The 22,317-nt window shown below is 64.3% G+C and carries 19 protein-coding genes; 15 read left to right on the top strand and 4 right to left on the bottom strand.

All coding sequences use genetic code 11. The annotated features are described in order from the left end of the window. Positions 1–114 precede the first annotated feature (114 nt). From JG747_RS00260 to JG747_RS00240, 5 genes are read left to right on the top strand one after another with little or no spacing between them, the layout of a single operon-like run. The gene (locus JG747_RS00260; protein WP_202360926.1) at positions 115–1,758 is read left to right on the top strand and encodes an ABC transporter substrate-binding protein; all 1,644 of its coding nucleotides are present in this window, start codon (positions 115–117) and stop codon (positions 1,756–1,758) included. Positions 1,759–1,776: 18 nt separating this feature from the next. After that, positions 1,777–2,838 carry an ABC transporter permease gene (locus tag JG747_RS00255; protein WP_019863044.1) on the top strand — a complete coding sequence of 354 codons (1,062 nt, stop codon included), beginning with the start codon at positions 1,777–1,779 and terminating at the stop codon, positions 2,836–2,838. Continuing rightward, positions 2,835–3,755 (top strand): nickel transporter permease, encoded by a 921-nt coding sequence (gene nikC / locus JG747_RS00250; protein WP_019863045.1) that lies wholly within the window; start codon positions 2,835–2,837, stop codon positions 3,753–3,755. The genes JG747_RS00255 and nikC overlap by 4 nt, the downstream gene beginning before the upstream one ends. Next, positions 3,752–4,588, top strand: coding sequence for an ABC transporter ATP-binding protein (locus JG747_RS00245; RefSeq protein WP_019863047.1), 837 nt, complete (start codon positions 3,752–3,754; stop codon positions 4,586–4,588). Before nikC ends, JG747_RS00245 begins: the two co-directional genes overlap by 4 nt. Then, positions 4,585–5,331 carry an ABC transporter ATP-binding protein gene (locus JG747_RS00240; RefSeq protein WP_027047718.1) on the top strand — a complete coding sequence of 249 codons (747 nt, stop codon included), beginning with the start codon at positions 4,585–4,587 and terminating at the stop codon, positions 5,329–5,331. Before JG747_RS00245 ends, JG747_RS00240 begins: the two co-directional genes overlap by 4 nt. 40 nt (positions 5,332–5,371) lie before the next feature. Here JG747_RS00240 and JG747_RS00235 read toward each other — a convergent pair whose 3' ends face one another. From JG747_RS00235 to JG747_RS00225, 3 genes are read right to left on the bottom strand one after another with little or no spacing between them, the layout of a single operon-like run. Further along, positions 5,372–8,467: an efflux RND transporter permease subunit gene (locus JG747_RS00235; protein WP_274609682.1), complete on the bottom strand. Its 3,096-nt coding sequence runs from the start codon at positions 8,465–8,467 to the stop codon at positions 5,372–5,374. Then, the gene (locus JG747_RS00230) at positions 8,467–9,537 is read right to left on the bottom strand and encodes an efflux RND transporter periplasmic adaptor subunit (RefSeq protein WP_202360925.1); all 1,071 of its coding nucleotides are present in this window, start codon (positions 9,535–9,537) and stop codon (positions 8,467–8,469) included. Before JG747_RS00230 ends, JG747_RS00235 begins: the two co-directional genes overlap by 1 nt. Then, positions 9,534–10,673 carry an efflux RND transporter periplasmic adaptor subunit gene (locus JG747_RS00225; RefSeq protein WP_038652001.1) on the bottom strand — a complete coding sequence of 380 codons (1,140 nt, stop codon included), beginning with the start codon at positions 10,671–10,673 and terminating at the stop codon, positions 9,534–9,536. Before JG747_RS00225 ends, JG747_RS00230 begins: the two co-directional genes overlap by 4 nt. Positions 10,674–10,899: 226 nt before the next feature. Between JG747_RS00225 and JG747_RS00220 the strand changes: the two genes are divergently transcribed. After that, positions 10,900–12,177 carry a 4-aminobutyrate--2-oxoglutarate transaminase gene (locus tag JG747_RS00220; protein WP_027047720.1) on the top strand — a complete coding sequence of 426 codons (1,278 nt, stop codon included), beginning with the start codon at positions 10,900–10,902 and terminating at the stop codon, positions 12,175–12,177. A 110-nt stretch (positions 12,178–12,287) separates the two neighbouring features. On the opposite strand, the gene JG747_RS00215 is transcribed toward JG747_RS00220, so the two are convergent. Further along, on the bottom strand, positions 12,288–13,538 hold the full coding sequence (locus tag JG747_RS00215) for an NAD(P)/FAD-dependent oxidoreductase (protein ID WP_202360924.1): 1,251 nt from the start codon (positions 13,536–13,538) through the stop codon (positions 12,288–12,290). A 433-nt stretch (positions 13,539–13,971) separates the two neighbouring features. Here JG747_RS00215 and JG747_RS00210 point away from each other — a divergent pair, with 433 nt between their 5' ends. The 9 genes from JG747_RS00210 to JG747_RS00170 all read left to right on the top strand — a co-directional run bounded on the left by JG747_RS00210 (position 13,972) and on the right by JG747_RS00170 (position 22,134). Then, positions 13,972–15,261, top strand: a complete 1,290-nt coding sequence (locus JG747_RS00210; protein ID WP_202360923.1) for an imelysin family protein — start codon at positions 13,972–13,974, stop codon at positions 15,259–15,261. A gap of 112 nt (positions 15,262–15,373) precedes the next feature. Continuing rightward, positions 15,374–15,685 carry a (2Fe-2S)-binding protein gene (locus JG747_RS00205; protein WP_038652007.1) on the top strand — a complete coding sequence of 104 codons (312 nt, stop codon included), beginning with the start codon at positions 15,374–15,376 and terminating at the stop codon, positions 15,683–15,685. Further along, the gene (gene bfr / locus JG747_RS00200; protein ID WP_019863056.1) at positions 15,651–16,136 is read left to right on the top strand and encodes a bacterioferritin; all 486 of its coding nucleotides are present in this window, start codon (positions 15,651–15,653) and stop codon (positions 16,134–16,136) included. Before JG747_RS00205 ends, bfr begins: the two co-directional genes overlap by 35 nt. A gap of 12 nt (positions 16,137–16,148) precedes the next feature. Continuing rightward, positions 16,149–17,750 carry a di-heme oxidoreductase family protein gene (locus tag JG747_RS00195; protein WP_202360922.1) on the top strand — a complete coding sequence of 534 codons (1,602 nt, stop codon included), beginning with the start codon at positions 16,149–16,151 and terminating at the stop codon, positions 17,748–17,750. After that, on the top strand, positions 17,750–18,829 hold the full coding sequence (locus JG747_RS00190; protein WP_202360921.1) for an imelysin family protein: 1,080 nt from the start codon (positions 17,750–17,752) through the stop codon (positions 18,827–18,829). Before JG747_RS00195 ends, JG747_RS00190 begins: the two co-directional genes overlap by 1 nt. 2 nt (positions 18,830–18,831) lie before the next feature. Further along, complete coding sequence (locus JG747_RS00185; protein ID WP_202360920.1) at positions 18,832–19,935, top strand: DUF1513 domain-containing protein; 1,104 nt, start codon at positions 18,832–18,834, stop codon at positions 19,933–19,935. A gap of 96 nt (positions 19,936–20,031) precedes the next feature. After that, positions 20,032–20,709, top strand: coding sequence for a tRNA (adenosine(37)-N6)-threonylcarbamoyltransferase complex dimerization subunit type 1 TsaB (gene tsaB, locus JG747_RS00180; RefSeq protein ID WP_202360919.1), 678 nt, complete (start codon positions 20,032–20,034; stop codon positions 20,707–20,709). Continuing rightward, entirely contained in the window at positions 20,709–21,203 is a 495-nt protein-coding gene (rimI, locus tag JG747_RS00175; protein ID WP_019863060.1) for a ribosomal protein S18-alanine N-acetyltransferase, read from the top strand. The genes tsaB and rimI overlap by 1 nt, the downstream gene beginning before the upstream one ends. A gap of 130 nt (positions 21,204–21,333) precedes the next feature. Beyond that, positions 21,334–22,134 (top strand): lysophospholipid acyltransferase family protein, encoded by an 801-nt coding sequence (locus tag JG747_RS00170; RefSeq protein WP_038652022.1) that lies wholly within the window; start codon positions 21,334–21,336, stop codon positions 22,132–22,134. Positions 22,135–22,317 lie beyond the last annotated feature (183 nt).

The raw sequence follows: 22,317 nt of genomic DNA, 5'->3' as shown, positions 1-22,317 counted from the left end.
GGACAAAAACCACGACGGTAAGGGGTTAGAGGCCGTCCTTTGGCCCCGACAAGAATTCTACAATCCTGAGCCGGGAACTCAGGTCAACAACCAACAAAACAGGGAACAATCACCATGATGATGGAAAAGTTTGCTCTTCGCTCGCGTGCCTTGCTAGCGGGCGCGGCGGTGTCCGCGCTGCTCATTGGCGCAGCACCCGCCTTCGCCGTCACACCCGCCGACACGCTGGTCGAGGGCTTCGCCATCGACGACATCATCTCCATGGATCCGGGCGAAGCGTTCGAACTGTCGACCGCCGAAGTCACCGGCAACACCTATGACCTGCTGGTCCGTCTCGACCTCAGCGACACCTCCAAGGTCAAGCCGGATCTCGCAGAGAGCTGGACCGTCTCCGACGATGGCCTGACCTATACGTTCAAGCTCAAGCCAGGCCTCAAATTCGCCTCGGGCAATCCGATCACCGCGGCCGACGTCGCCTATTCGTTCGAGCGCGCCGTCAAGCTGGACAAGAGCCCGGCCTTCATCATCGACCAGTTCGGCATCAGCGGCGACAACGTCATCGAAAAGGCCAAGGCAATCGACGACACCACCTTCCAGTTCACCGTCGACAAGGCCTATGCGCCGAGCTTCGTGCTGAACTGCCTGTCGGCCACGGTCGCTTCCGTTGTCGACGCCAAGCTGGTCAAGGAGCATGTCGCCGCGGTGACGCCGAGCGCCGACTACAAATGGGACAATGACTTCGGCAATGCCTGGCTGAAGACCGGCTATGCCGGCTCCGGCGCCTACAAGCTGCGCGAATGGCGCGCCAACGAAGCCGTCGTCATGGAGCGCAACGACAATTATCACGGTGAAAAGGCCAAGCTCGCCCGCGTCATCTACCGCAACATGAAGGAAAGCTCGGCCCAGCGCCTGGCGCTCGAAGCCGGCGACATCGACGTTGCCCGCAACCTCGAGCCGAACGACCTCGACGCCATCGCCAAGAACGCCGATCTCACCACCACCAGCGCGCCGAAGGGCACGGTCTATTACATCAGCCTGAACCAGAAGAACCCGAACCTCGCCAAGCCCGAGGTTCGCCAGGCCTTCAAATACCTGGTCGACTACGATGCGCTGAGCTCGACCATCCTCAAGGGTATCGGCGAAATCCACCAGTCATTCCTGCCCAAGGGCGATCTCGGGGCCATCGACACCAATCCCTTCAAGCTCGACGTTGCCAAAGCCAAGGAATTGCTGGCCAAGGCCGGCCTGGCCGACGGCTTCAGCGTCACCATGGACGTACGCACCGGCCAGCCGACGACCGGAATGGCCGAATCGATCCAGCAGACGCTCGGCCAGGCCGGCATCAAGCTGGAGATCATTCCAGGTGACGGCAAGCAGACGCTGACCAAGTACCGCGCCCGCAACCATGACATCTATATCGGCAATTGGGGCCAGGATTATTTCGATCCGAACTCCAACGCCCAGACCTTCGCCTCCAACCCCGACAATTCGGATGCCGGCAAGTCGCACACGCTCGCCTGGCGCAATTCCTGGGACATTCCGGACCTGACCAAGGAAACCGAAGCGGCACTGCTGGAGAAGGATGCAGGCAAGCGGGCTGATATGTACAAGGATTTGCAGCAGAAGATCCTCGACACCAGCCCCTTCGTCATCATCCATCAGCAATTGGAAGTGGCCGGGCTGCGCAAGAACCTCAAGGGCTTCGCGCTTGGTCCGAGCTTCGACAGCAACTTCGTCGGCCCGGTCTCGAAAGAATAAAGCCGACGGACGCGCCGCATGAGCGCGATTGAAAACGAGAGCGGGCGCGGCAGCGCCCGCGCGGTCGCCATTGCCTCGGCGATCGGCCGTTTCCTGGTCATCGCGGTCACGACCTATCTTGGTCTTCTCGCGGTGACCTTCTTCATCGGCCGTGTCATCCCGATCGATCCGGTGCTGGCGGTGCTCGGCGATCGGGCGCCTCTCAATGTCGTGGAGCGCACGCGCCGCGAGATGGGCCTCGACCTGCCGCTGATCGAACAGTTCTACATCTATGTGAAAAATGCCCTGAACGGTGATTTCGGCACATCGGTGCTGACCACCAACCCGGTCATGACTGACATTCGCCGCGCCCTTCCAGCAACGACGGAACTGGCGACGCTGGGGACACTGATCGGTGCGCTGTTCGGCGTGCCGCTCGGCGTGCTGGCCGCGGTCAGGCGCGGCAGCATCATCGACCAGATCGTGCGCGTCATTGGCCTGATCGGCTATTCCGTGCCGATTTTCTGGCTCGGCCTGCTTGGCCTCGTCCTGTTCTACGCCAAATTGCAATGGGTGGCTTTTCCGGCTCGTCTCGATGTCGTCTACGAATACACCTTCACGCCGATCACCGGTTTCTACCTTCTCGATTCGGCGATGCAGGGTCAGTGGGATGTCTTCTGGGATGCCTTCCGCCACATCATCTTGCCGGCCTCGCTGCTCGGCTATTTCTCGCTCGCCTATATCAGCCGCATGACGCGCTCGTTCATGCTCAACGAACTTGCGCAGGAATACATCGTCGCCGCCCGCGCCAAGGGCCTGTCGGAAACCCGCATCATCTGGGGCCACGCGCTACGTAATGCCGCGGTGCCGATGGTGACGGTGATCGCGCTCTCCTATGCTGGGTTGCTCGAAGGCTCGGTGCTGACCGAGACTGTGTTCTCCTGGCCGGGCATCGGCCTCTACATCACCAACTCGCTGCAGAACGCCGATATGAATGCCGTCCTTGGCGGCACCATCGTCATCGGTTCCGTGTTCATCGCCATCAACCTTCTGTCGGATCTTCTCTACCGCGTGCTGGACCCGAGGACGAAGACAGGATGAGCGCAGACACCATCCAGAGCCGTCGCGACTGGCTGCTCAGCGAGCGGCCGGCCTCGCGCATGCAGGCTAGGCTCGGACGCGCCTATGTCGCGTGGCGGCGTTTCTCGGCCAACCGGCTGGCTTTTGTCGGCCTGCTGATCATCATCGCCTTGCTGGTCATCGCAGCCCTTGCCGGCGTGCTGGCGCCCTATTCGCCGACCTTCGGTGATCTCAAGAATTCCCGGCTGCTGGCGCCCAGCGCCGAGCACTGGTTCGGCACGGACGACCTCGGCCGCGATATCCTTTCGCGCATCCTCTACGGTTCGCGCTGGACGCTCTATGTCGTCATCCTGGTCGCCATCATCGCCGCCCCCATCGGCCTGCTTGTGGGCACCGTCGCCGGTTACGCCGGCGGCTGGACCGATGCCATCCTGATGCGCATCACCGACATCTTCCTCGCCTTCCCCAAGCTGGTTCTGGCGCTGGCCTTTGTCGCTGCCCTCGGTCCCGGCATCGAAAACGCGGTGCTGGCGATAGCCATCACCTCATGGCCGCCTTACGCTCGAATTGCTCGCGCGGAAACGCTGACGGTGCGCAATTCCGATTACATCAAGGCTGTGCAGCTGATGGGCGCGTCGCCCTTCCGCATCGTGCTGCGCCACATCATGCCGCTCTGCATCTCCTCGCTGATCGTCCGGGTGACGCTCGACATGGCCGGCATCATCCTCACCGCCGCCGGCCTCGGCTTCCTCGGCCTCGGCGCGCAGCCGCCGCTGCCTGAGTGGGGCACGATGATCGCGTCGGGCCGCCGCTTCATCCTCGATCAATGGTGGGTGGCCGGCGCGCCGGGCTTCGCCATTCTCATCGTCAGCCTCGGCTTCAACCTGCTCGGCGACGGCCTGCGCGATGCCCTCGATCCCCGGAGCGGTGACCAATGAGCGGCACACTGCTTGAAGTCGACGACCTTCGGGTCGATTTTCCGACCCGAACCGGCCTGGTCCAGGCCGTGCGCGGTGTGTCCTTCACGCTCGGCCGCGAGCGGCTCGGCATTGTCGGCGAAAGCGGCTCGGGAAAATCGCAGACCGGCCGCGCCATCATGGGCCTGACGCCGCCGCAGGCCAGGATATCGGCCAGGAAACTGGCCTTCGACGGCATTGACCTGCTCGGCATCTCGCCGCGCCAGCGCCGGGCATTGCGGGGCAACCGCATCGCCATGATCCTCCAGGATCCGAAATACTCGCTCGACCCGGTGATGAGCATCGGCCGCCAGATCGTCGAGACGCTGCGCACCCACGAAAAAGTCAGCAAGGCCGAAGCGCGCGAGCGCGCGCTGGCCATGCTGGAAGCGGTCCAGATCCGCGATCCCAAACGCGTCTTCGACCTGCATCCGCACGAAGTGTCCGGCGGCATGGGCCAGCGCGCCATGATCGCCATGATGCTGATCGCCGGGCCGGAAATGATGATTGCCGACGAGCCGACCTCGGCGCTCGACGTCACCGTGCAACTCGACGTGCTCGGCATCCTCGATAAATTGGTCAGCGATCGTGGCATGGGGCTGATCTTCATTTCGCATGATCTGCGCCTGGTCTCGTCCTTCTGCGACCGCGTCATCGTCATGTATGCTGGCAGGGTGGTCGAGCAGCTAAAGGCCTCCGAACTCGGGCAGGCCCAGCATCCCTACACGCGCGGCCTGCTCAACTGCATGCCCAGGATCGGCTTCGAGCGCCACCCGCTGCCGGTGCTCGACCGCAAGCCGGAGTGGGCGGCATGACAGCTGCGATCACCGTCGACGGGCTGGAAGTGATCTTCGACCGGTTTCGCGCGCTGAAAGGCGTCAGCCTCGAAGTCAGGTCAGGCGAATCCTTCGGCCTGGTCGGCGAGAGCGGTTCCGGCAAATCGACGCTGCTCAGGGCGATCGCCGGCCTTGCGCCGGTCGCCTCGGGCAGCATCACCGTCAACGGCAAGACGCTCGGCACGCGCCGCGACAAGGCCTTTTATCGCGAAGTGCAGATGGTCTTCCAGGATCCCTATGGCTCGCTGCACCCGCGCCAGACCGTCGACCGCCTGCTGCAGGAACCGCTTGCCATCCACGGCTTTGCCGATGGCGAGAAGCGCATCGAACGCGCGCTCGACGAGGTCGGCCTCGGCAACGGCTTTCGCTTCCGCTACGCGCATCAGTTGTCGGGCGGCCAGCGCCAGCGCGTGGCGATCGCACGTGCGCTCATCCTCGAACCCTCGATCCTGCTGCTCGACGAGCCGACCTCGGCGCTCGATGCCTCGGTGCAGGCCGAAGTGCTCAACCTTTTGGAAGAGGTCCGCCGACGGCGCAAGCTGACCTTCCTGATGGTCAGCCACGACCTCGCCATCATCACCCATATGTGCGAGCGGCTGATGGTGATGCAAAGCGGCGAGGCGGTCGAGAATCTCACGGCGGCCCAACTTGTCGCGCACCGCGTGACAGAGGATTATACGCGCAATCTGCTCAGGGCCAGCGAGGGGTTTGTGAGGGCGTAGCCAAGCTTTTTAAATCGACTTCCTTGGCGCCACGCGAGCGTCAGGCGGCTCCGCCCTCAGGCAAGGCTCCGCTGTGTCCAGCTTGGCTCGATTGCTTCGGCTCCTTGATCCGGAACCACGTCACATAAAGCGCCGGCAGGAACAGCAGCGTGATCGCCGTACCCGCGATGATGCCGCCCATCATCGCGTAGGCCATCGGTCCCCAGAACACTTCGCGCGCGATTGGGATCAGCGCCAGGCTGGCGGCGGCCGCGGTCAGCGCGATCGGCCGCATCCGGTGTTCCGTCGCCTCGATGACGGCCGCCCAGCGGTCCTTTCCTTCGGCGACGAGGTCCTCGATCTGCACGATCAGGATGACCGAGTTGCGGATCAGGATGCCAATCAGCGCCAGCACGCCCAGGATGGCGACGAAGCCGAGCGGCGCGCCGCTCGGCACCAGGGCCGCGACCACGCCGATCAGCCCGAGCGGCGCCACCGCCACCACCAGGAACAGGCGCTGGAAGCTCTGCAACTGGATCATCAGGATCGTGGCCATGACGAAAAGCATCAGCGGCACCACGGCCGCGATCGGCCCCTGGCTCTTGGCGCTTTCCTCGACCGAGCCGGCGGTCTCGACCGAATAGCCCGGCGGCAGCTTGGCGATGAAGGCATCGACCGATGGCTTCAGCTCGTTGACCACGGTGGCAGGCAGCACGTCGCCGACCAGTCCGGCGCGCACGGTGATCGTCGGAATGCGGTCGCGCCGCCAAACCGTTGGCTGCTCGAGCTCGTAGCGGAAATTGGCCACCGCCGCGAGCGGGATCGCCTCGCCGGTGCTGGTCGGCAACTGCATGTTCTGCAGCGTCCCGATCGAGCCGCGTTCGGCATCGCGTGAGCGCGCCACGACATTGATGAGATAGGTGGCGTCGCGCACCTGCGTGATGGTGGCGCCGCCGACCGTGCTGTTGAGCGCGCTGGCGATATCGGAAGAGGTGATGCCGAGCTGGCGCGCCTTGTCCTGCAGCACGTCGACCCTCAGCACGCGTTGCGGCTCGTTCCAGTCGAAGGTGGGGGCCGCCAGTTTCGAATTGGCCGAGATCACACCGGCGAATTGTTGCGCCAGCTCGCGCACCGCCTGGATGTCGGGACCGCCGACGCGGTATTGCACCGGACGGCCGACAGGCGGGCCGAGCTCGAGCAGCTTGACGAAGGCGTCGGTGCCGACAAATTCCTCGCGCAGCAGCTTTTCCAGCGCCGGCTTGACCCGGTTGCGGGCCTCGATGCTCTTGGTGACGATCACGGTCTGGCCGAAATAGGGGTTGGCCGGCTGCACGTCGTAGGCCAGCACGAAGCGCACCGCGCCCTGGCCGATATAGGACGAGAAATGGTCGATGTCGGGATTGCCGACCAGCGCCCGCTGCTCGAAGCGCTCCATCTGGTCGCGCGTCTCGGCGATAGAGGAATTCTGCGGCAGGTTCCAGTCGACGATCAGCTCGGGCCGGTCGGAGGGCGGGAAGAACTGCTGCTGGACGAGACCGAAGCCGGCGATCGAGGCGGCAAACAACAGCACTGTGGCGATGATGGTCAGCCAGTGGTGGCGCACCGAGCCGACAAGCACGCGCCGGAACAGCGAGGTGAAGCGTCCCGGCTGGTCGTGGTGTTTCGTCTTCATCGTCGCCGGCAGGATAGTGACGCCGAGCAGCGGCGCGAACAGCACCGCCACGATCCACGACACCAGCAGCGACACGGCGATGACGACGAACAGCGTGAAAGTGTATTCGCCGGCTGCACTCGAATTGAGCCCGATCGGGATGAAGCCGGCGACCGTCACCAGCGTGCCGGTCAGCATCGGGAAGGCGGTCGATGTGTAGACATAGGTCGCTGCCTTGCGCAGATTGTCGCCGACCTCCAGCCGCGCCACCATCATCTCGACGGCGATCATGGCGTCGTCGACCAAAAGGCCGAGCGCGATGATCAGCGCGCCGAGTGAAATGCGCTGCAGCGAAATGCCGAGATAGGCCATGACCGTGAAGGTGATGGCCAGCACCAGCGGGATCGACAGCGCCACGACGAAGCCGGCGCGCATGCCGAGGCTGATGAACGACACCGCAAGCACGATGGCCACCGCCTCGAACAGGGCGCGGGTGAAGCCCGAGACGGCCTCCTCGACGATAACCGGCTGGTCGGCGACCAGGTGCACGCCCACACCGACCGGCAGGTCGGCCAGCACCTTGTTCATCTCCTCGTGCAGCGCCTCGCCGAACTGCAGCAGATTGGCATTGGGCTTCATGCCGATGGCGAGCCCGATCGCGTCCTGGCCGTTGAAGCGGAAAAGCGCCGTTGGCGGATCGGCATAGCCGCGCGTGATCGTCGCCACGTCGCTCAGCCGGAAGAAGCGGTCGTTGACGCGTAGGTTGATGGCGCGAAGGCTGTCCTCGGAGGTGAACTGGCCGCCGACGCGTACGCTGATGCGCTCCGGTCCGGACCGGATGACGCCGGACGGCGTGATCGCGTTCTGCGCCTGCAGGCTTGCCACGATCGCCTGCTGGTTGAGGCCGAGGGCGGCGATCTGGCGGGTCGAGAATTCGAGATAGATCGCTTCGTCCTGCGCGCCGACGAGATCGACCTTGCCGGCATTGGGCACGGTCAGGATCTTGGTGCGGACATCCTCGACATAGTCGCGCAATTGGCGCGGCGTCAGCCCGTCAGAAGTGAAGGCGTAGATGTTGCCGTAGACATCGCCGAAGCGGTCGTTGAAGAACGGTCCCTGCACGCCTTGCGGAAACTGCGCCTTGATGTCGTTGACCATGTTGCGCACCTGAAGCCAGTTCGGCACGACATCGCGCGCCTTGGTGGTGTCCTTCAGGTTGACGAAGATGACGGTCTGGCCGGCGGTGGTGACGGACTTGGTATAGTCGAGGCTGTCGAGTTCCTCGAGCTTCTTCTCGATGCGATCGGTTACCTGCTGCACGGTCTCCTTGACCGATGCGCCCGGCCAGTTGGCCTGGATGATCATCGTCTTGATGGTGAAGTTGGGGTCTTCCTCACGACCGAGATTGAGGTAGGAGAAGATGCCGGCCACGACGAAGACCAGCATGAAAGACCACACCATGGAGCGGTGGCTGAGCGCCCAGTCGGAGAGATTGAAGCCCTTCATCAGACGCCGCCCTCCAGCACTTTGACCTTCTGGCCTTCGCTCAGGCTGTGGACGCCCGCGGTGACGACGCGCATGCCGGCGTTGAGCCCTTCAGCCACTGTGAAGGCGCCGCCATTCTTCGACGCGACCTTGATGTCGCGCGTGCTCACGCTCAATGTCTGCGGGTCGACGATCCACACCTTGTCGGCGCCGTTCTTTTCCAGCAGCGCCGAGATGGGCAGTTCGATCGTCGGCGCCACCTTGGTCACGCGGGTCGCCGTCACCGTCGAGCCGAGCCGAAAGGCCTGTGGCGGATCGGTGAGTGTCAGCTTGACGCGCCGGGTGCGGGTCGAGCCTTCGGCCTGCGGCGCGATCTCGCGCAGCTTGGCCTGGGTCTCGATCGTCGGCAGCGATTGCAGGATCACCTGGAACGGCGTGCCGGTGGTGAGATCGCCGGTCAACTGATCGGGGATATCGACCACGGCTTCGCGCAGATCCGAGCGCGCCACGGTGACGACCGTCTGGCCGGCCGAGACGGTCTGTCCGACCTCGGCGCCGACGGCGGTGACGACGCCGTCGAAATCCGAGAACAACCTGGCGTAGCCGAGCTGCTCCTGCGATTTGGCCAGCGAAGCCTTGGCCCGCTCGACATTGGCCTCCGCGGCCTTGCGTGCCTGCTGCGCGGCATCGAAGACGGCCTGCGAGGCGTTGGCCGCGGCAAGCAGCTGGCGCTGGCGCTCCTCGCTGGCGGCAGCATTGGCGAACTGTGCCTCGGCATTGGAGAGCTCGGCCTTGGCTGCTTGCACCGCCAGCTCCAGCGCGGTCGGATCGAGCGCGGCGATCGTCGTGCCCTTGCTGACGATGTCGCCGACCTTGACGTCGCGCGAGACGACCCGGCCAAGCAGGCGGAAGGCAAGGTCGGCGCTGATCTGCGGCTCGACCGAGCCGGCAAAGCCGAAGGTCTGCGTCGTGCGCGGCTCGACCACCATCGACAGCACCGGCCGGATGACCTGCGGTGGCTTTTCCTCCGATTTCGAGCAGGCGGCGAGCGCGCCAAGCGCGAACAGGCCAAGCATGATGGACCGGTTCATTGGCCCGCCCCCGATATCTCGACCGTCTGGCCGGGACTGAGCAACTGCCCGCCCGCGGTCACGACGCTTTGGCCCTCGTTCAGTCCGCTGGCGATGACGACCGTGCCCGAATCGAAAGCCAGCACCTCGACCGGCGTCGGCGCCACCGCCTTGGTCGAGGGGTCGACGATCCAGACCGCCGGTTTGCCCGCGCTGGATGTCAGCGCCTGCCAGGGCAGCAGGATCGCCTTCGCCGGCTTGGCGCTGACCGACCCGATGACGGCCGCCCCGAGCGGCATGCCGGCGGGCGTGTCGGCAATGCCGACCTTGACCCGGATCGAACCGGAAGCCTGGTCGACCGCCGGCGAGATCTCGCGCACCTTGCCTGTCGCCCGGACCTGCGGGTCGGACAACAATGTGATCGTCACCGCCGGCGAGGCCGGCGTCTTGGCGACCAGCGTCTCTTGCACGTTGAATACCGCATCGCGGTCACCGTCCTCGGCGACCGTGAAGACGGTTTGTGCCGCCTGCACCACCTGGCCGGTTTCGACCTGGCGGGCGGTGATCACACCGGCGGCACCCGCCTTGAGCTCGGTGAAGGACAGGTTCTGCTGGGCGTTGGCGAATGCGCTCAGCGCGGCATCGACGCTGCCTTGCGCCACCTTCAGCGCCTGGTCGGCGGCATCATAGTCGCGCCTTGTGGTGAAGCCCTGGGCAAGCAGCGTCTTCTGCCGCTCGAAGGCGGCGGCGGACTGGGTCAGCTGCGCTTGTGCTGCGTCAAGATCGGCCTGTGCGGAGCGCAGATCGGATTGCTGCTCCTGCGGATCGATGCGGGCAAGCACCGCGCCCTGGTCGACATGCTGGCCGACATCAACAAGCCGCTCGGCAATGCGGCCGCCGACGCGGAACGACAGATTGTTCAGCGTGCGCGCCGCGATGACCCCGGTCAGCGAGGTTCTCGGCGCATAGTCGGCCATCGCCACTGTTTCGGTGCGCACCATGATCGGCAGTTTCTTGTCCGCCGCTTCCTGCTTCTGGCAGCCGGCCAGAAGCAATGCGGCTGCGCAGACGCACATTGCCGAGGCGATTGGAAATGACAAAAGACTGGAGGTTCTGACGGATGGCGGCGAGACGGACGATGTCGCGTTCCTGCTCATGGGCTCCCCCAGCCGCAGGTTGCTGATCCTCGCGGATGTCAGGAGGATAATCGATCCCCGGAAAAAGGAAACCGGCCTCGTACGCGTATCGCCCGACTGGTTAAGGCCCGGATCTTCTCGTCGCAGGCCCAATCGCCCGCCGGTGGTGCCGACTTGAGGAAAACATGAAATAAGGTCAGAAGACATCTGATCAACGAGGACGGGCGCCGGCCCGATGAGGGATATCATGAAGAATTCAGCCATTTCCGAACGCAAAAACCAGTCGATCTCGCGCGGCGTCGGCATGACCACGCAAATCTATGCCGACCGGGCCGAAAATTCGGAAATCTGGGATGTCGAAGGCCGTCGCTACATCGACTTTTCCTCGGGCATCGCCGTCGTCAACACCGGCCACCGCCACCCCAGGGTGATCGAAGCGGTCAAGGCGCAGCTCGACCGTTTCACCCACACCTGCCACCAGGTCGTGCCCTATGAGAGCTACGTCAGGCTGGCCGAACGGCTGAATGCCATGCTGCCCGGCAAGTTCGAGAAGAAGACGATCTTCGTCACCACCGGCGCCGAGGCGGTCGAGAACGCCATCAAGATCGCCCGCAATGCCACCGGACGCCCGGCCGTCATCGCCTTCGCCGGCGGCTTCCATGGCCGCACCTTCATGGGCATGGCGCTGACCGGCAAGGTCGTGCCCTACAAGGTCGGCTTCGGCGCCATGCCGGGCGACGTCTATCACGCGCCGTTCCCGGTGCCGCTGCATGGTGTGTCGGTTGCCGATTCGCTGGCCGCACTCGACCGGTTGTTCAAGGCCGATGTCGATCCGGCCCGCGTCGCCGCCATCATTGTCGAGCCGGTTCAGGGCGAGGGCGGCTTCTACGAGGCGCCGCGCGAATTCTTGACCGCGCTGCGCAAGCTCTGCGACCAGCACGGCATGCTTTTGATCGCCGACGAGGTGCAGACCGGCTTTGCCCGCACCGGCAAGATGTTCGCGATGGATCACCATGAAGTCGCGGCCGACATCACCACCATGGCCAAGAGCCTGGCCGGCGGCTTCCCGCTGTCGGCCGTCACCGGCCGCGCCGAAATCATGGATGCGCCCGGCCCCGGCGGCCTCGGCGGCACCTATGGCGGCAGCCCGATCGGGGTTGCCGCGGCACACGCGGTTCTCGACGTGATCGAGGACGAAAAGCTTTGCGACCGCGCCAACACCCTGGGCGCGCGGCTGAAGCAGCGCCTGCAGTCGATCCGCGACGACGTGCCCGAGATCGTCGATATCAGGGGCCTCGGCTTCATGAACGCGGTCGAGTTCAACGACGTCAAGAAGGGCCTGCCGTCGGCCGAGATCGCCAACGCCATCCGGCTGAAAGCGCTCGACAAGGGCCTGATCCTGCTGACCTGCGGCGTCTACGGCAACGTCATCCGCTTCCTTGCGCCAATCACCATCCAGGACGAGGTCATGAACGAGGCGCTCGACATTCTGGAAAGCTCGATCCGCGAAGTCTGCGCCGCCTGAACCGCTTTACCTCCCCCTCGTGGGGAGGTCGGACTGAGGTCCGTGTGGGGGCTTGGCGCCCACCCCGCTGCTTCGCAGCGACCCTCCCCACAAGGGGGAGGGTAAGGCGGCTATCCCGCAGCTCTTGCCGGCTCATCCTGCTGAAAGGCAGCCAGAGCCGCCTTCAACCCCTCGGGACCCATTGCCACCGTCTCCGGCGTCGGCGAGAAGCCGGCGCCTAGCATCTTGCGGCCAAGCATGTGGTCGCCGGGGCGGTTGACGGACTCGATGCCGAGCAACCGGTCGCCGGCATAGTGGTAGATCGAGAACTTGTTGTCGGGCAGGTCGCCCAGCACGACATGGCTGTCGCCGCCGGCGGTCAGCCCGACCATCTGCAGCTTCATGTCGCCAATATCGGACCAGAACCATGGCACCGCCGAATAGGCATCCGCGTGACCGGTGATCGCGCGCGCCGCGAGGCGGGCCTGGTCGGTGGCGTTCTGTACCGATTCCAGCCGCACATCGCCGCCGGTGAACCAGTGTCGGTAGGAGGCAACGTCGCCGATGGCCAGGATTTCCGGCACCGAACTGCGCATCTGGTGATCGACACGGATGCCGTTGGCGATGGCAAGGCCGGCGTCCTGCGCCAGTTCGACATTGGCCACGGCGCCGATGCCGACGATAACCATGCGCGCCGGCAATTTTTCCCCCGACGAGGTCATGGCGGCGACGACATGACCGTTTTCGCCTTCGAGCCTTGAAATCGAGGTGCCGGTGAGGATGCGCACGCCGGCCGCTTCCAGCCTTTGGCGGACATGGCTTGCCACCACCGGCGCCACGGCGCGGCCGAGCAGCCGGTCGACCGCTTCCACCACCGTCACCGTGCGGCCGGCCGCACGCAGCGTCGCGGCGATCTCCAGCCCGATAAAGCCGCCACCGAGGATGACGACATCTTCGCTCCGTGCGCTCAAGTCGCGGATCCGCCGGGCATCGGCCAGCGAACGCAGCGACAGGACGCCGGACAGATCCGAGCCAGGCAGCGGCAGGAGGCGCGGGCGCGACCCGGTCGCCAGGATCAGATGGTCGAAGGCAAGCACGCCGCCTGATATCTCCAGGCTGCGGCCGCCGGCATCGATGCGTTCGATCCGCACGCCCGGCCGGTAGTCGATGGCGTTGCCGGTATAGAAGGCCTCACCCCGAAGCGGTTGCGGTTTGGCGTCGGCATCCTTGATGAAGGCCTTCGACAGCGGTGGCTTATGGTAGGGCAGTTCGTTCTCGTCACTGATGAGGATCACCGGCCCGTCATAGCCGTCCTCGCGCAAACTGGCGGCCGCTTGCACGCCCGCATGACCGCCACCGACAATGACCACGCCGTTCTTCATCGCGTCCCAAATCCTGTTTCGATCCTAGGATCTCTCGGCAGGTGGCAATTGTCTGGCGCCGCCGCAAGAGAGCGTTTGCGGGTCGCACCCGGAACGGCGGCTGTCAATCGTACAGTTCGACAGCGAAGCCGGCGCAGCCGAGGTGTAAAGTTGACTTCTGTAGTTTAGAATAATTCTAAACTATTGTTTCAATTGGCTTTTCCCGTAGATTTTCGTTGACTTCCATCGGCGCCGAAGCTTTATGGGAGCCTGCGTATTGGCGCATCCCTTTGATGTCTGGGCCTTGAACCCGTTCGATTGGAGGCATTTTGGTGTCTTTTTTCCCCGAACCGCGCAATGGCGCGGCAAGTCTGGCGCTTTTGGCAACGACGTGGCCCCGCGCCGGTCGCCGCGCGCGCCGCTTACGGAATTTCCGAGAAACTGGAGAGTGATAATGACAGCACGGTATGGCGGCAGGCTGGCGGCGATTGGTGCCACGGCGCTGCTGACGGCGGCGGTGTTCGTGCTGCCTGCCAAGGCGGAAACCGACGCGAAAGCGGTCATCAAGACTTATTCCGATATCGCGCTTGCCAAATATGAGGATTCACTGACCACGGCGCAGGCTCTCGACAAGGCCGTCGATGCGCTGCTGGCCAACCCCTCGGTGGAAACGCTCAATGCCGCCCGCGACGCCTGGAAGGCATCGCGCGTGCCCTACCAGCAGACCGAGGTCTACCGCTTCGGCAACAAGATCGTCGACGACTGGGAAGGTGAGGTGAATTCCTGGCCGCTGGACGAAGGCCTGATCGACTATGTCGCCAAGAGCTACGGCACGGAATCGGACACGAATTCGCTCTATACCGCCAATGTGATCGCCAACAAGGAAATCGAGATCAACGGCAAGAAGGTCGATGCCTCGAAGCTTTCGCCGGAATTCCTCTCCGGCACGTTGCAGCAAGCCGGCGGCGTCGAGGCCAATGTCGCCACCGGCTATCACGCCATCGAATTCCTGCTCTGGGGCCAGGACCTGCACGGCACCGGCCCGGGCGCCGGCGAGCGCCCTTACACCGACTACGACCTCAAGAACTGCACCGGCGGCAATTGTGACCGCCGTGCCGAATATCTGAAGTCCGTCACCACCCTTCTGGTTTCGGACCTGCAGAAGATGGTTAACGACTGGAAGGCAGACGGGGCCGCACGCAAGAACCTGGTCGATGGCGAGCCGAACACGGCGATCTCGGTCATCTTCACCGGCATGGGCTCTCTGTCCTACGGCGAACTGGCCGGTGAACGCATGAAACTCGGCTTGATGCTGCATGATCCGGAGGAGGAGCAAGACTGCTTCTCCGACAACACCTACAATTCGCACCTCTATGATGCGATCGGTATCCGCGCCGCCTACCTGGCCAGCTACACGCGCCTCGACGGCACTGTCGTTTCCGGACCTTCGGTGCATGACATGGTCAAGGCGGCCGATCCGGCGATCGACAAGGAACTGTCCGACAAGCTCGACGTCACCGTCGCCAAGATGGAGGCGATCAAGGCGCGGGCCGAGGCCGGCGAGGCCTATGACCAACAGATCGCCGAGGGTAACGCGGCGGGCAACGCCACCGTGCAGGCGGCGATCGACGCGCTGATCGACCAGACCAAATCGATCGAACGTGCGGTCGGCTCGCTGAACCTCAACGCCATCGCCTTCGAAGGATCCGACAGCCTCGACGCACCCGACAAGGTGTTCAAGTAAGCGCCGAAACCTGGAGCCTGGCCGGAAGCTGATAATCGGCTTCGGAATGGGCTCCGGGACCTGAACAAGCCACACGGCGCGGGAGGCGCCGTCAGCCATCCGAGCACTGTAAATGCTGATCTGCCATTGCAACATCATCACCGAGAAGGAGATCGAACAGACGATCATCGGGCTGCTGGACCTGGACCCCTGGCAACTCATCGTGCCGGCCAAGGTCTATCACGCGATGCAAAAGCGTGGCCGCTGTTGCGGCTGTTTCCCAAATGTGGTCGAAACGATCATTCGGGTTACCGAAAGTTACCACGCCCGCTCCGAGGCGAGCGGCGTCGATGTCGTTTCACACCTGGATCGCGTCAGAGGCCTGCGCGTCCAATACGGGAGCAGAACCCATGAAAGGCGAAAGTCTGATCATCGAGCGGCTTAACGAGGCTCTTTTCCTGGAGCTTGGAGCTGTCAATCAATATTGGGTGCATTTCCGTCTGCTGGAGGATTGGGGGTACACGAAGCTGGCCAAGAAGGAGCGGGCGGAATCGATTGAGGAGATGCACCACGCCGACAGGCTCATCGCCCGGATCATCTTCCTTGAAGGCCATCCGAACCTGCAGTCCGTGGCGCCGCTGCGCATCGGGCAGAACGTCAAGGAAGTGCTCGAATCCGACCTTGCCGGCGAATATGACGCGCGCACGGCCTACAAGCGTTCGCGCGAAATCTGCCATGAGGTGGGCGACTACGTGACGATGAAACTGTTTGAGGATCTGCTGGCTGACGAGGAAGGTCACATCGACTTCCTCGAGACGCAGCTCGACCTGCTCGCCTCGATCGGCGAGGAGAAATATGGCCAGCTCAACGCCGACTCGGCCAACGAGGCGGAGTAAAGGCATGCGGGAATGCGGCGCCTGCTAGAATTCCCGCGCCGCTTGCGGCGGGCCGACGGCTCGCCGTTCCGCCTGAACAGACCTGCTGGATTGGCTCGTCGATGCTGCGCCATTCTCGTGTTGGCGCTGACATCGTCCGCGCTTGCCGGCGAGCTTCAGCCGGCCGGGCTCGCCACCACGCGCAGCGACCTCAATGCCAAGGATCAGGCGCGCGTCGCCGCCGTCACCAGGCCGACCACGGATTTCTCCAAGCCCGAGCCGTTCGAACTGATGCAAGGTGGCGCCGGCACATCACGGAAGGACGTCAGCCGCGATTCCTTCTCCCAATCCTCAGCCAACATCACCTTCGAGGAAGAGGGCGCTTTCAAGCTCGGCAACGCCCTCTTCCGCAAGAACTGGGTGTCGTCGCCATCTTCGACGCAGGCGTCGGACGGGCTGGGTCCGCTGTTCAACGAACGCGCCTGCCAGAACTGCCATCTGAAGGACGGCCGCGGTCGCCCGCCGCAAGGCGATACCGGCACCACCTCGATGTTCCTGCGGCTGGCGCGCGATGCCAGCAACGCCGAGGAAAAGGCAGCCCTTGCCGACCGCGAGCTGACCAATTTCCCCGACCCGGTCTATGGAACGCAATTGCAGGAGCTGGCTGTGCCCGGCTTGCGCGGCGAAGGCCGGATGCGCGTCGATTATCAGGAACGGCAGGTGACGCTGGCGGACGGCACGGCGGTTTCCCTGCGCAAGCCCAGCTATTCCGTCACCGATCTCGCCTATGGGCCGCTTGATCCGCGCACCACGCTGTCGCCGCGTCTGACGCCGCCGATGATCGGCCTTGGCCTGATCGAGCAGATCGCACCGGCCGATATTCTTGTTCACGCCGATCCGGAAGACCGCGATAATGACGGCATCTCCGGCAAGCCGAACATTGTGCGTGACGGGCTGAGTGGCAACCTGACGCTTGGCCGTTTCGGCTGGAAAGCACAGACCGCGACGATCCGCCAGCAGGCGGCGGACGCCTTCGCCGGCGACATCGGCATCTCGACGCCGGAAGAACCAAAGCACTGGGGCGATTGCACCGCCGCTGAGGCAAAATGCCTGGCCATGCCGAATGGCGTGCAGGCCCGCCTCGGTCCGGTCGAGGCGCCGCCGCCGGTGATGGATCTCGTCACCTTCTATTCGCAGAACCTGGCCGTGCCGGCACGCCGCGACCTCGCTGCGCCTGATGTGCTCGCCGGCAAGAAGCTCTTTTACGAGATCGGCTGCGTTTCCTGCCACACGCCGAAATTCGTCACCCGCCGCGACGCGCCCAAAAAGGCGCAGGCCTTCCAGTTGATCTGGCCTTATTCCGACTTCCTGCTGCACGACATGGGGCCTGACCTGGCCGACGGCCAGGCGGTGGGCGATGCGACGGGCAGCGAATGGCGCACCCCGCCGCTGTGGGGCATCGGCCTCACCGAAACCGTCAACGGCAATTCCTTCTTTCTGCATGATGGCCGCGCGCGCAGCCTGACCGAGGCGATCCTGTGGCATGGTGGCGAGGCGCAGAAGGTGCGCGACCGCTTTGCCACCGCCAACGCGGCCGAGCGCGATGTGCTGGTCAAATTCCTGGAGTCACTGTGATGTTGAAGCGCTCTGCACTGGTTCTCGTCCTTCCGCTGGCTCTGCTCGGTGTTTTCCCCGCCTCGGCGGCGGTGAAAGCCTCCGACATCATCCAGCGGGCGATCGACGGCTTTGTCCGTCCGGCCTATGCCGGCTTGCACCAGCATGCCGAAGCGTTGACGCAAGCGATGCACAGGCTCTGCGAAGCGCCCTCGCAGGGGGGACTCGATGCGGTGCGGGCCGAATTTTCCGCCACGGTCTATGCCTGGTCGTCGGCCGAAATCATCGGTTTCGGACCGATCAAGGAGAACAACCGGCTGGAGCGCACGCTCTACTGGCCGGATCGCAAGAGCATTGGCCTCAAACAGGTGCAGACGGCGCTGGCGGACAAGGATCCGACCGCCACCGATCCGAAACAACTGGCCGGCAAGAGCGTCGCCATGCAGGGGCTGGGCGCGCTGGAATTCGTGCTTTTCGGCGACGGTGCCGATGCGCTGGCGGGCAAGGACGATCCCTATCGCTGCGCCTATGGCGCGGCGGTTGCCGGCAATATCGAAACCATGGCCGGTGACGTCAGCGCGGCCTGGAACAAGCCGGACGGCTTTGCGGCGCTTTGGGCCAATCCGGGACCGCAGAACGCGCTCTACCGCGACGGCAACGAAGCGGTCACCGAACTGGTCGGTGTTTTCATCAACGAGCTGGAAATGATGAGGGATGTCCGCCTGAAGGGGTTCCTTGGCGGCAAGCCGGATGCCGACAAACCGAAACAGGCGATCTACTGGCGGTCGCAAAACACCGCCAATGCGCTGGCCGGGAATCTCGCCGGCGTCGACGCGCTGTTCCAGGCCTCGAAACTTGGCGATGCTCTGCCGCCCGATGCACGCTGGATGGCGGAGTCCGTCCATATCCAGCTGGTCAACGGCGTCGCCACCGCAAAATCCATTCAGGGTCCGATCGACAAGACGCTCGCCGATCCGGCGCTGCGCGAAAAACTCGAGCATTTCGCGCTGATCACCTCCAGCCTGTCGACCCTGATCGGGACCCGGCTGACCGCAGAATTCGGCCTGACGGCCGGGTTTTCCTCGCTGGATGGGGACTGAGCATGCGTACGCCGCTCATCGATCGCCGGGATTTCCTCAAGGCCGGGGGTGTCGGCTTCGTTGCCGCGATGGCGCCGTCGGCCTGGGCGAAGACGCTTGCCGCCGACGCCGTTTTCGCCACCGCTTTCGTCAAGCGCGACGGCAGTTTTGGTGCCGCCGTGCTGTCCGAGGCCGGCAAGGTGCTGCATGCGATCGACCTGCCCGATCGCGGCCATGACGTCACCTTTGATCCCGTATCGAAGCGTTCGGTGGTCTTCGCCCGCCAGCCCGGCACCTTCGCCGTAGTTTTCGATCATTCGGGCCGTGACGCGCCGCAGACCATCGCCAGCATCGCCGGCCGGCATTTCTTCGGCCATGGCGTGTTCTCGCCCGACGGCGCGCTGCTCTATGCTACCGAGAACGATTTCGACAATGCGGCCGGCGTCGTCGGCGTCTACGATGCGCGGGCGAAATTCACTCGCATCGGCGAATTCCCGACCTATGGCGTAGGCCCGCACGAACTCCTGCTCATCGGCGACGGCCGGACGATCGCGGTCGCCAATGGCGGCATCGAGACCCATCCCGATTATGGCCGTGCCGAGCTCAACATCGCCACCATGAAGCCGTCCTATGTGCTCATCGACCGCCTCACCGGTGACCTGATCGAAAAGCATGAATTGCCGGCTTCCCTGCACCAGCTGTCGATCCGCCACATGGACACCGACCCATCTGGCACCGTCTGGTTTGGCTGCCAGTACCGGGGGCCGGGTACGGATCGTCCGCTGCTGGTCGGCCGCGCCGTGCGCGGCAAGGAGTTGCGGCTTCTCGACATGCCGCGGGACGTGCTGTCCGGCTTCCGCAACTATATCGGCTCGGTTGCCGCAAATTCGGCTGCCGGCACCATTGCCGTCTCGTCGCCGGAAGGCAATTCGCTTGTCGTGATCGATGCGGCCAGCGGCCGGATCGTATCGTCCAGCGCGCTGGTCGAGGTCTGCGGCCTGGCGCCGGACGGATCGGGCTTCATGGCCACCACGGGCGCCGGCGAGATTATCGAGGGCAGCGGCGCGACACGGTCAGAGCCGGGCTATGTCTGGGACAACCACATGCTGCGCATCGAACCGGTCTGACAGCGCGCCGGCGGAACCGAAGCCGCTTAACAAATTATGCTTGCGGTGGCGCGCCCTGGCGGGCACAGGGAAGTGTTTCTCGGAACCGGTCGTTTCATGAAAGTGCTTGCCATCGACTGTGCCGCCAGCCTCTGCGCCGCCTGCGTCTACGACGCGGCGGCCGGGCGGGAGCTTGGCCGCGCGGTGCTCGATCTCGGCAAGGGCCATGCCGAGCACCTGATGGTCGTCATCGCCGAGGCGCTGAACGCCGCCGCAACCGACTATCCCGGCCTTGGCGCCATTGCCGTTTCCGTCGGCCCCGGCTCCTTCACCGGTCTGCGCGTCGGCGTGTCGACCGCGCGTGGCCTGGCACTAGCATTAAAGATTCCGGCGATCGGCGTGACGACGCTCGAAGCGCTCGCCGCCGAAGCCGCAACTGCGTTTCCCGGCCGCGTGGTGCTGGCGGCGCTCGATGCCGGCCGCGAGGAGATCCACGCAGCGTTGTATGACAAAGCGTTAGTTTTGACTTACGGTCCAGCAGTGACCACGCTGCCTGAAGCCACTGCCTTGGCGATGGACAACTCTGCTGTGCTGGCAGGTACTGCAGCGGCACAGGTCGCGGGCTTGGACGGCCGTGGTTTCGATATCGGGCCACAGACGGCGACCGCTGATATTCTCACCTACGCCCGTCTGGCCGCCGCCAAGGGCGAGGGCGAAAGGCCGAAACCACTTTACCTGCGCGGCGCGGATGCAAAGCCGCAAGCCGGATTTATTCTTTCGAGGCAACAAAATTAATGCGCATACCTTTTCTCCAACCACGCCGCCGGGACTATGCGCTCGAGCCGCTCAGGATCACCGACAGCCCCGCGGTCTCGGTGCTGCATCGTGAGGATTTTGTCCGTCCCTGGACCGATGGCGAGTTCGCCGCCCTGCTCGAACAGGACACCGTGTTCGGTTACGCCGCACGCGAGACCGGACAGGGCGGCAAGCCGCCTGTCGGCTTCGTGCTGGCCCGTCTGGCCGCTGGCGAGGGCGAGATCCTGACGGTCGCGGTGGCGCGCTCGCACCGCCGCCAGGGACTGGGCTGGCAGCTGATGGATGCGGTGCTGCGCGAACTGCACGCCCAGCGCGCCGAAGCGCTGTTCCTCGAGGTCGACGAGACCAATGTCGCCGCGATCGCCCTCTACCGTCGCTTGGGCTTCCGCGAAGTCGGCAAGCGCCCGGACTACTACAAGTCGCCCGATCGCGGACCGACCGGCGCGCTTGTCATGCGCCGCGATCTTCGCTAGCGAGACGCCGCATGACCCCGACAATCGGTTCCGATTTTCGGAAAGGATCATGCGCCACAATTAGGGTGTTACAGCGTCCTTTGCGCGTCCAAGAGGACGCGCGGCGCTGTAATGGCAGGGCCAGGACAGTATGATCGGAAAAATCAGGATTTTCCTGGCCCTGGGCCTTGTCGTCGCCGGTTCGCTGGTCCTGGTGCCTTTGCAGATCCTGTCGATGAAGACCGGCTGGTGGCCGGAAACCGTCATTCTCAAGATCTGGCACAGGCTGATCCTCAGGGCGCTCGGCATGCGCGTCCATGTCAAGGGAACGCTATCCGACAAGCGCCCCTTGCTGGTTGCCTCCAACCACATCTCCTGGACCGACATCATGGTGCTTGGGTCCTTTGCCGATGTGAAGTTCATCGCCAGGGCCGATATGGAAGGTTGGCCGCTGATCGGCATGCTGTCGAAACTGCAGCGCACTGTCTTCATCGAGCGCGAACGCAAGCGTTCTTCCGGCGACCAGGCAAGCGAGATCGCCAATCGCATGGCCAAGGGCGATGCCATGGTGCTGTTCGCGGAGGGATCGACCGGTGACGGCAATGCCGTCCTGCCGTTCAAGAGCACGCTCTTCGGCGCCGCCTCGATGGCGCTTTCGGAGGGCGCGGCCGAGCAGGTGTTCATCCAGCCCGTGGCGATCGCCTATACGCGCCTGCACGGCGTGCCGCTCGGCCGTCGCCACCGGCCGATCTCGGCCTGGATCGGCGACGAGGACCTGATGCCGCATCTCAAGGTGCTGATGGCGGAGGGCGCGCTCGACGTCGAAGTGCATTTCGGCCAGCCGGTCGCCTTTGCCAAAGGCTCGAATCGCAAGGAAACGGCCAGGCTGATGGAAAGCCAGGTGCGCGAGATGATGCAGGCGGCACTCGCCGATCCGCGCCCGAGCCGCTAGCCCGGACCCTGCGCCTGCGCATGCACACCGAGAATCGTCTGTTTTTTGTCACGGAAAGGCGTTAGAAGCCGCCGGATGGACTTGAACACGATTGAAAGCGACGACATTGGCACGGTGGCCGGACAGTCGGCAAAGCGCGCCACGGCAGCGAAAAAGGTCTTCATCAAGACCTATGGCTGCCAG

Source organism: Mesorhizobium sp. 131-3-5, assembly GCF_016756575.1.
In the GTDB taxonomy this organism is placed as follows: domain Bacteria; phylum Pseudomonadota; class Alphaproteobacteria; order Rhizobiales; family Rhizobiaceae; genus Mesorhizobium; species Mesorhizobium jarvisii.
Note: the sequence above shows the minus strand (reverse complement) of the source record. Positions and strands in the feature narration are given on the sequence as shown.

Bases quoted from the DNA above. Each gene is read 5' to 3' on its own strand.
- JG747_RS00260 (WP_202360926.1), top strand. From the start codon at position 115: ATGATGATGGAAAAGTTTGCTCTTCGCTCGCGTGCCTTGCTAGCGGGC.
- JG747_RS00255 (WP_019863044.1), top strand. From the start codon at position 1,777: ATGAGCGCGATTGAAAACGAGAGCGGGCGCGGCAGCGCCCGCGCGGTC.
- nikC (WP_019863045.1), top strand. From the start codon at position 2,835: ATGAGCGCAGACACCATCCAGAGCCGTCGCGACTGGCTGCTCAGCGAG.
- JG747_RS00245 (WP_019863047.1), top strand. From the start codon at position 3,752: ATGAGCGGCACACTGCTTGAAGTCGACGACCTTCGGGTCGATTTTCCG.
- JG747_RS00240 (WP_027047718.1), top strand. From the start codon at position 4,585: ATGACAGCTGCGATCACCGTCGACGGGCTGGAAGTGATCTTCGACCGG.
- JG747_RS00235 (WP_274609682.1), bottom strand. From the start codon at position 8,467: ATGAAGGGCTTCAATCTCTCCGACTGGGCGCTCAGCCACCGCTCCATG.
- JG747_RS00230 (WP_202360925.1), bottom strand. From the start codon at position 9,537: ATGAACCGGTCCATCATGCTTGGCCTGTTCGCGCTTGGCGCGCTCGCC.
- JG747_RS00225 (WP_038652001.1), bottom strand. From the start codon at position 10,673: ATGAGCAGGAACGCGACATCGTCCGTCTCGCCGCCATCCGTCAGAACC.
- JG747_RS00220 (WP_027047720.1), top strand. From the start codon at position 10,900: ATGAAGAATTCAGCCATTTCCGAACGCAAAAACCAGTCGATCTCGCGC.
- JG747_RS00215 (WP_202360924.1), bottom strand. From the start codon at position 13,538: ATGAAGAACGGCGTGGTCATTGTCGGTGGCGGTCATGCGGGCGTGCAA.
- JG747_RS00210 (WP_202360923.1), top strand. From the start codon at position 13,972: ATGACAGCACGGTATGGCGGCAGGCTGGCGGCGATTGGTGCCACGGCG.
- JG747_RS00205 (WP_038652007.1), top strand. From the start codon at position 15,374: ATGCTGATCTGCCATTGCAACATCATCACCGAGAAGGAGATCGAACAG.
- bfr (WP_019863056.1), top strand. From the start codon at position 15,651: ATGAAAGGCGAAAGTCTGATCATCGAGCGGCTTAACGAGGCTCTTTTC.
- JG747_RS00195 (WP_202360922.1), top strand. From the start codon at position 16,149: ATGCGGCGCCTGCTAGAATTCCCGCGCCGCTTGCGGCGGGCCGACGGC.
- JG747_RS00190 (WP_202360921.1), top strand. From the start codon at position 17,750: ATGTTGAAGCGCTCTGCACTGGTTCTCGTCCTTCCGCTGGCTCTGCTC.
- JG747_RS00185 (WP_202360920.1), top strand. From the start codon at position 18,832: ATGCGTACGCCGCTCATCGATCGCCGGGATTTCCTCAAGGCCGGGGGT.
- tsaB (WP_202360919.1), top strand. From the start codon at position 20,032: ATGAAAGTGCTTGCCATCGACTGTGCCGCCAGCCTCTGCGCCGCCTGC.
- rimI (WP_019863060.1), top strand. From the start codon at position 20,709: ATGCGCATACCTTTTCTCCAACCACGCCGCCGGGACTATGCGCTCGAG.
- JG747_RS00170 (WP_038652022.1), top strand. From the start codon at position 21,334: ATGATCGGAAAAATCAGGATTTTCCTGGCCCTGGGCCTTGTCGTCGCC.